This is a genomic window from Pseudoalteromonas sp. Z1A8 (assembly GCF_011378855.1).
Taxonomy (GTDB): Bacteria; Pseudomonadota; Gammaproteobacteria; order Enterobacterales; family Alteromonadaceae; genus Pseudoalteromonas.
On sequence record NZ_WTLB01000089.1, the window covers coordinates 1 to 9,011 of the forward strand.

Annotated in this window: 3 protein-coding genes; 1 reads left to right on the plus strand and 2 read right to left on the minus strand. The window is 41.4% G+C overall.

Annotated elements, in window-relative coordinates:
• Positions 1–955 precede the first annotated feature (955 nt).
• Entirely contained in the window at positions 956–4,108 is a 3,153-nt protein-coding gene (locus GQR55_RS19280; protein WP_166421881.1) for a DEAD/DEAH box helicase, read from the plus strand.
• A 388-nt stretch (positions 4,109–4,496) separates the two neighbouring features.
• Here GQR55_RS19280 and GQR55_RS20115 read toward each other — a convergent pair whose 3' ends face one another.
• Both GQR55_RS20115 and GQR55_RS20120 read right to left on the minus strand, forming a co-directional pair.
• Positions 4,497–6,491: a hypothetical protein gene (locus GQR55_RS20115; RefSeq protein ID WP_206012150.1), complete on the minus strand. Its 1,995-nt coding sequence runs from the start codon at positions 6,489–6,491 to the stop codon at positions 4,497–4,499.
• Positions 6,484–8,322, minus strand: coding sequence for an RNA-directed DNA polymerase (locus GQR55_RS20120; protein WP_206012151.1), 1,839 nt, complete (start codon positions 8,320–8,322; stop codon positions 6,484–6,486). The genes GQR55_RS20115 and GQR55_RS20120 overlap by 8 nt, the downstream gene beginning before the upstream one ends.
• Positions 8,323–9,011: the final 689 nt, after the last annotated feature.

Below are 9,011 nucleotides of genomic sequence, written 5' to 3' on the forward strand. Positions count from 1 at the left end.
TATTAAATACTAGACGCACAGGCAAGCTCACTGACTTCGATGTGATAAATGATAGCTAATCATTTATCAATGAGAGATACAAGGCGCTCAGCTTGCTCGCGCGAAAAGCCGTAGGCGGGAGTTTACCTCGCGCTTTTGGTTTTTAATTTCAAAATAATTGACTTTTATCGCGTTGGCGATGGCAACGAAAGGGCGGTCTTCTTCAAATAAGCTCTGCTGCTAATAATTCATCCTTGAAGCCGGGTTCCTGTCAGCATCCATGCTTCCACTTCCTCAAGCTGCAAAGCTACGCTTTGGTCATTCGTCACCCACGACGCCCCTCAATTTCACTTATCTTTAAACACTAAATTAATATGAACGTAAACGCGATGAAAGCACATCCATGTGCAAGCATCGCTTTCCTCGAATTGCCTAAAGGGATTTAGGTACTTGGAATTTGTCGGGAACAAAATTCCGCCATGCGAGGTAATTACTCATTAATTATGTGTTTTCAGGTGAAGTTGAAGGGGGGAATTGTCTTAGCACCAGCCTTAAAATTTGCTGTAGGCGCGAAGCTTGCTCGCGCGAAAAGCGAAGCTTTTAAAATAATTTACTTATATCGCGTTGGCGATGGCAACCAAGGGGCGGATACCGCCGACCGCCCCTTGGAACCCCACGGCGCCCCTCAATTCCACTTATCTTTAAACACTAAATTAATATGAACGTAAACGCGATGAACGCACATCCATGTGCAAGCATCGCTTTCCTCGAATCCATGCGAGGTAATTACTCATTAATTGTGTGTTTGCAGGTGAAATTAAAGGGGGGAATTGTCTTAGCACCATCCTTTAATTGTTCTCTCGGCTAATACTTAACTCACACGTTTGTACTTAATTACTAGTAACTTACTCGATTATTACTTGTAGCTGTACCGTATTTAAGTAAACTAACTACTCGCAAACAGGGAGTGGTTTTAATGCAGCAAATTGGTATTTACGAGCAGTTAATTACGCAAGTAATTGAGCAAAACTTAAATCGTGATCAATTTTATGTTGGCGAGCGCCAGCTTGAATCGGCTGAAGCCGCAACATGGCTTTCACGCTTTTTAAGTAAGCTTGTAACGCATGCAATCGATGCCATTCCTAACTCAAGCGAGCGCCTACAAGAACAAATTAGCCTAGCTAACAGCCTTGTACTTTGGCTTAAAGATCATATTCGCGATGACGAGCTAATTAACGAAAACCTTATCGATAGCCAAGGCCGAATACTTACCGCTCTGTTTAATACCCAAAATCCTATTGCGGCCAACCTGAAAGATTATTCAAGCGATATATTCCCACTTGCAGGGCTTACACAAAGCGAGTTATTTAGCGGTGCTAATGCAGGTATATCGCTCGAAACCGAGCTAAAGCGCGAGATTAAATCGTCCGACACTATTTACTGGCTTGTCTCATTTATAAAATGGACAGGCCTGCGGATTTTTAAAAATGAGCTTGAAGCGTTTACTAAAAGCGGCAATAAACTCAAAGTTATTACCACCTCATATATGGGCGCGACCGATGCTAAAGCCGTTGAGTTTTTAGCAAACCTACCAAATACCGAAGTAAAGCTAAGTTATAATAATCAGCAAGAACGCCTACACGCTAAATCATACTTATTTATGCGCAATACGGGTTTTCATACAGGGTATATTGGATCGTCTAACTTATCGCATTCGGCGCTTACCAGCGGCCTTGAGTGGAACTTAAAAATTACTGCACAAGAAATTCCGCACATAATAGCTAAAACCAAAAGTACCTTTGAAACCTACTGGGAATCAAAAGATTTCGAGCTATTTACAGGCGCTGTTGAGTGTAAAGAAAAGCTCATTAATTCACTTAACGAGCAACGCGGTGTTGGGCAATCAAGCAGCCAGTTTTATTTTGATATAACACCAAAAACGCATCAGCTCGCTATTTTAGAAAAACTAAGTGCTGAGCGCAGCGTACATAATCGTTTTAAAAACTTAGTAGTTGCTGCAACCGGCACAGGTAAAACCATAATATCGGCGTTCGACTTTAAAACTGTTTACGATAAAAACCCAAACGCACACTTTTTGTTTGTAGCCCACCGCGAAGAAATACTTAAACAAGCGCAAAGCGCTTACCGTGGAGTGCTTAAAAATAACGACTTTGGCGAGCTGTGGGTAGGTAACTACAAACCACAACGCTACAACCAATTATTTGCGTCAATCCAAACGCTGAACAGCCAAATTGAATCGCTCAATTTAACTCACGATTACTACGACTACATAGTTATAGACGAAGTACATCACGTAAGCGCTGCAAGTTATCGCGATGTTTTAAACCATTTTACGCCCACAATATTACTTGGCTTAACCGCTACACCAGAGCGACAAGATGGCGCAAATATACTCGATGATTTTTGCGGGGTAATAGCCGCCGAAATCCGCTTGCCAGAGGCAATAAACCAACGCCACTTATGCCCGTTTCAATACTTTGGACTAGATGACGACACCGACCTAAGCCAAATAACATGGCGTGGTGGCCGTTACGATATAAGTGAGCTAAGTAACCTTTATACAGGTGAAAACAGCCGCGCTAACAAAATTATATCGAGCCTTGCTGATATCGTAACCAATACTCAAACCATTAAAGCACTCGCGTTTTGCGTAAGCCAAAAACACGCTGAATTTATGGCTAAAAAGTTTAACTTAGCAGGCATAAACGCCGATGTACTCACCAGCAAAAACACCAATGAGCGTGCAGCCAAACAACAAGCACTGCGCCAAGGCGAAATACAAATACTTTGCGTGGTTGATATTTTCAACGAAGGTGTCGATATTCCAGAAGTCGATACTTTACTGTTTTTACGCCCAACTGAAAGCCTAACGCTGTTTTTGCAGCAACTAGGCCGTGGTTTACGCCTGCCCGACAACAGCCAAAAGCAATGCTGTACCGTGCTCGACTTTGTAGGAAATGCGCGCCCAGAATACGACTTTGCCAGTAAGTTCCGCGCACTGATTGGTAAAAGCAACCAACCAATAAAAACCGAGATTGAAAACAACTTCCCGCATTTACCGCTAGGTTGCCGCATAGAGCTACAAAAGCGTACACAACAAACAATATTAAAAAATATTCAGCAAGCTATAAACTCTAAACGCCGTTTACAGCAGCTTATAAATAGCTATTCGCAACACACTAATGACGCGCTTACGCTAAGTAACTTTTTACGTATAAACCCGCAAGTTACACTTGAAGATGTATACAAACCAAAAGATAAAAAACTCGGCGGCTGGCACTGGTTAAAAGGTGATGAAATACCAATAGAACAAGCCGATATTTACGCCGCGTATTACCGCGCTATAAACACTCAATTACTCGGCTGCGACTCACTCAGTTATTTATGCTTTTTACGTGATTTATGTAATAACGACTTTAGCTTTACCCAAACAGCGCAAAACCAACAGTACGCGCTTATGGCGCATTACAACTTTTGGGATAGCACAGGCGCAAGTTTAGGGTTTAAAACCCTTAAGCAAAGCTTACAAGCACTTAAACACAAAGAGCTACAGCAGGAACTTGCTCAAGTAATTACGCTATTAATAAACCGCATTCACCAGCAAGAAAGTGATTTAGCATGCCTACCAAACCACACAATTAAATTACACAGCCGCTACACTCGCCAACAAATACTCGCAGCATTTGGGGCGCACTCGTTTGATAAAAAATCGACTGCTCGCGAAGGCGTTTTAGAATTTAAAAACCAAAACCTAGAGCTGTTATTTGTAACACTTAATAAGTGCGAAAAAACCTATTCACCCACCACGTTGTATCACGACTACGCAATCAGCCCTACCCTGTTCCATTGGCAAACACAAAACAGCGCCCGCCCAGAACACGGCCGCGGCCTTAGTTATATTCAGCACCAACAAACAGGCAAAACCATCCTGTTATTTGTGCGCGAGCAAGGTAAAGACGAAAACGGCCGAACCATGGGGTTTGTAAACTACGGCGAGGTTAAATACCAAAGCCACAACGGCAGCCAGCCAATGAATATAACGTGGGAGTTAACCAACCCCATGCCAAGTGAAATGTGGCATGAGGCAGGAAAGTTAGGGGTTGGGTGATAGATTCTAATTTAATCGCTTGAATTTTCTGAGCTTAGTTTACTAATAGGTTTACTGTAATATTATTTCTAATAGCTGGCTGGTAAGTGCCAGATATAGTCAAAGTCATTATGCACGTTGTAAGACGTGTCTTGCTTTTTAGCTAGAGTAGCACTTTGCGAACGTTCTAACTGCCGAATTTTATGAGTAAGCTCTTTGTTACTTAAATTATGGTAAGTATTTACTGAGTCGGTTAACCCGTTTGAGTGCTATATATCACACAGCTATACAAAACAAATTGGACAACCATAATTAAATAATTTTAGCGCAAAAAGCCTAGCTTAGATTGTTAAAAATAAAAATGGCTGTCCATTTTACGCTTAGAAGACAATTATGGGGACAGCCCTATCTAGATCCCAGCAGGTTTAGCTTTAGTTTCTATCTTACTGCGCATCCCTTCACCAATATCATCTCTTCTGAAATCAAACATATTCATTTCAAAGGTATTAATTGACACCTGATCATTACCATGTACATGGGCAATGAGGCGCTTGTGTGGTTGCTTATAAGGTGCTTTTGCAAACGAACCGCCAAATTCCCCTGAATTTACTAATACGACATGCTGGTACATGTGATAGTGAAGCGCCTCCACCATTGAATCAAAAGTATTTACATCTTGATTAAGAGCACTAACCAAATAAGCATTTGATTTATCACGCAAGTCTGCGCTTAATGCAATATCCGTGGCGTCATAACAAATAGAACCTGTTAAAACGAAACCCTTTTCGTCCTCAAAGGCTGGATGCACTAGTTCAAGTAGTAATTGATATGGACGCCAAGGTTGAATTTTACCTTCTTCATCAGCCATCATATTTTGCTTACCCTGCAAACGTATCATTTCTCGCTGATTTGACTGATGCTTCGTGGGAACAATCCATACTGCGCAATTATTTGGGCCTTTAACTCCATCTTGCTCAATAAAACCGAGCCCAGCAAATACCATGGCCTTAGTCTTTCTTGACAAAGCTACCAACACATCTAAATCGTCATTGTGGATCGCAAGCTCAGGCCAAACGATAAGGTCCGCACGTTGTTTTTTTTCTTTTTCATCAGTGTTTTGTGCTTCGAGATGCTTCAGAACTAACTCAGCAACAGATGCGATATGTTTTCTGTGCTTCGAACGATATTTAAAATCAGCCAACATTATGCCAAATTTGGAAAAATCCTTTTTCAAAGGCATTTTCGACTGCACCATCACCACAGACAACGCTTTTTTATCTTTTGGCCAGTCTAAAGCCTGCTTCTCAAGCAAGCTTGGCATACCAGATAGCGTGCAATACGCTTCTTTCAATAGCTTTAATCGCTCATCGACCAACTTAGTTACCACCTCTACAGACCATAATGAAGGCCATTTATATCCATGATCATTGACGCTAATTCCCGGCCACTTCAACAATTTCGAAATTAAACCCATTATCCAACCTGACACTTGCGCTCCCACACCTGATATAGATTCAGGAGTGGTCCTTAAGCCTAGCTGCCTTTTATAAGCACTTGTTCGAATACCTCTATACCCCACTTTCGTATCAAAGGTTTGACCAAAAGAAGTCCAGTCTTGACCGCCAACTAATGCAGCTCTAATAAACCCACCCAAAGACCTTAAAAATATAATGTCTGCTTCAACTTCAGAGCTAAAGTTTCCCCAAGCTTGGTCTAACTTACCTTTGGGCTTGAATGCAAAAGTGAGCTCAAGCTCTGCATCAAAAGCTTCTTTCTTAACTATGGTGGAAAAATGTAAAAACTTTACCTTTGTAGTAGCAAGGTTAATTGATTGTTTGGCGTTATCCTTCAATTGTTCAACGTTTGCTAAAGCAGCTTGCATCAATTTTAACGCCATCACCTCATTAGCGAATGGATTATCATCCCGAAGAATCAAGCGTAACAGACTTACCTTCTCTTTGATCTGATCAAGGGACTTAGCTAAAGGTTTAACTTCAAGACACAGCGATTCACTTAATTCCTTTACAACAGAGCTTAATTGCCAAGTTTGCTTTACACCTCTGGCATGACGAATCAAAGTCGTTACCAATTGTTTATCTTGCTTGGCAAGTAAAGAGAGGCATTCTTCAAAAGCGGCCTGCTGTTTTATTTTTTCAATTAAACATGACGTTGCACGAATAAAGCATTTACTCATGTTACTAATCTGACTCGCCATTAAAATTGAAACGGATAGTTCTTGCCCTGCAATACTCTCGGGCAGTGTAATTTCTCTAAAGCCTCTGTTTAGCTTAGAAATCAAATCAAACTTCTCATCACTGCTTTTATGCTCAAGCTTGGTATCACCTCGAACTAATAATAAGAAACGGGCCTGTTCTTTTAGTAAATCGAAATTATCACTAGACATATTTAGCCGCCAAATGTTGAAGTAACTCAAAAAACTCATCCACATTGGCATGAGCCGGAATCGCCAAAGAGTCTTTTTTGTGAATCACAGTGGCAGCATGACGAAAAACCTCTGATAAACAGTATCTTGCCACAGCTTGTTGCTTGGGCTCATTTTTTCGCAACATTAACGCTTCAAGCTGCTGTAAAACAGGCTCAAGCAACTTAGTAGAAGGAAAAAGCTCTAGCCCTTTTTTAAGCAATAAAACCAATGCTGGATCGAAACTCCAGCAAGCAATAAACCGTCTAGCAATACGTTCTTGTAAATAATCCCAATCTCCTGGCTGTAACTGGCCGCTTTCATCAGGCTCTTGTGTAGTAAAGTGCCGAATTTCGTTTAGCACCTGTACTAACTTGTTTGCTGCAAAGCGTTTCAATGTATCTTCCCGCACATCAAAACGTTGATTTTCGATATTGGCGAGTAAATTAACGGGAAAACCATTTTCTTTAGCTTTAACTAACACTTTATTTGATAATGACAACAGAGATTCTAGTTGACCTAATTGATTTTCTGCTTCATCAAACGAAATTGGACCGCTTAATCGGCTTTGAATTTCTTCTAAGTTCTTGGAAAGGCCAACTTTACGGCCATGAAAAATTTCTACCTTAGTTTTTTCACTGTTTAGTTTAAGATTTAACTTTTCCCAGCAGTCTAGGTTCTCAACTAATGTGTTTACAGCCTCAGTTACTACGCTTATGCGGTTTTTGTTGTCAAAGCTTTTAGGTCCTACGACCACCAAGCGAATATCGTCAACATAGCGACAATAATCGACCAGTCGCAAGTTGCTATCTGAGAAGCACTTACCGATATACCCTTGGAATTGCTCATCAAACTCAAGCATGTACACATTAGATAAGAAGCCTGCAGCAACTAACCCTTGCGGCAAACCTTTTGGTGCAGAAGGCACTTCATCTGATTTGCAAAGTTCCTCGTATGCATTAGCCGCATTTTTAGTCCATCCCCATTGTTCAAACGCAGATAGCAAATTACCTAAACACTTATATTCGCCATTTTGATCTTGGTGCCCAAGTAGCTCATTCACCTTTTCGATAAGCAGTTCACGCTTTATCAAATCAAAGAACTTGGATAGATCAAGCTCTATTAAATATACACGTTCATCAGGCGATATCTCACCAAGCTGCTGCGTTGCAAAGTAGTAAGGCCGCTCTAAAAAGCGACGATAATCAACAAAATACTTACTGTAAATTGTCGTCGCACCATAACTATGATTGGCTTGTCCATCGTCTCGGTATTGGCAATATAAACGATTGCCATAACTCACTACCCTTTTTTCATGCACGTCACTTAGAGGGGTTTCAGGGTTACCTTGAGCTGTTTCAACTTTATTTGCTAGCCCCATCATAAGTAAAGTCATCATCGACTGCTCACGAATAGGTATGTGTGCCAAGGGTCTAATCTTCAGAGGTGATTCTGAGTTGTTATTCTTGTCATCAGGTTTAGGTTGCCAGATTAAGTTGTGGTCTTTAGGCGTTTCCGGTTCGCCAATAGCGTCAAAAATCTCGGCTTCGACAAACTCCCATTGATAAGCTTTAGGGGCTGGCACCAATTCAAGATTTGAAAATTCAATCGGCTGAGCAAGACTTGTAACCCATTGGTCACAGTGGTCAACCAAATTAAGCGCAGACAAGTCTAGCTCAAAATTATCGGCATACCAGTTAGTGGTGCGAATATATTGGTGACTCTTTTTCCATGCCAATGCCATAAGAAGCGGATCGCTTAAATACTCATCTGTAAGCGATATTTCCTCATATTTTTTATTAATCACTGGCATAGATATTCCTTATAGTTTCAACAATCTCACAGAATGTCGAATGCCACTCCTGTGTAACGGGTAATCCCATTTCTCCATTTTTTCTAACCACAATACTTCCTCAAACACTTGAGCTTCCAAGACACCTACGGCTTCAAGAACTGGTGCTGCTTGCAGCATCCGAGTTACTTGATTTGTTAGCTTTACATTCTCCGTCACTCGATGAGATAAACCATCGCCTATATTTATAAACACCAATCTACCAACACACTCCAACTCCCCGTGATCACACCCGAAAGTTATAAATTGATGAGTAATTACTTGCATGGATGCAAGATAAGCCGTGACTTCGCCATGGATAGCGAATACATGGCGTTTACGTTCACATCAATTTTTAACTTGAGGGCACAGTGTGATCCTCGGGTGCGCCGTGGGATTCCAAAGGGCGGTCGGCGGCAGCCGCCCTTTGGTTGCCATCGCCAACGCGATATAACCTCGAATAGAGGTCTTTAAATCCCTTACCCAAAATCACGTAAAAATCACGGCTAAAGCCAGTTCCTACAACTTAAAAGCGCGAGGTAAACTCACGCCTACGGCACGGCCTAAAAATTTAAAAGCTTCGCTTTTCGCGCGAGCAAGCTCTGCGCCTTGTATCTCTCATTGATAAATGATTAGCTATCATTTATCACATCGAAGTCAGTGAGCTTGCC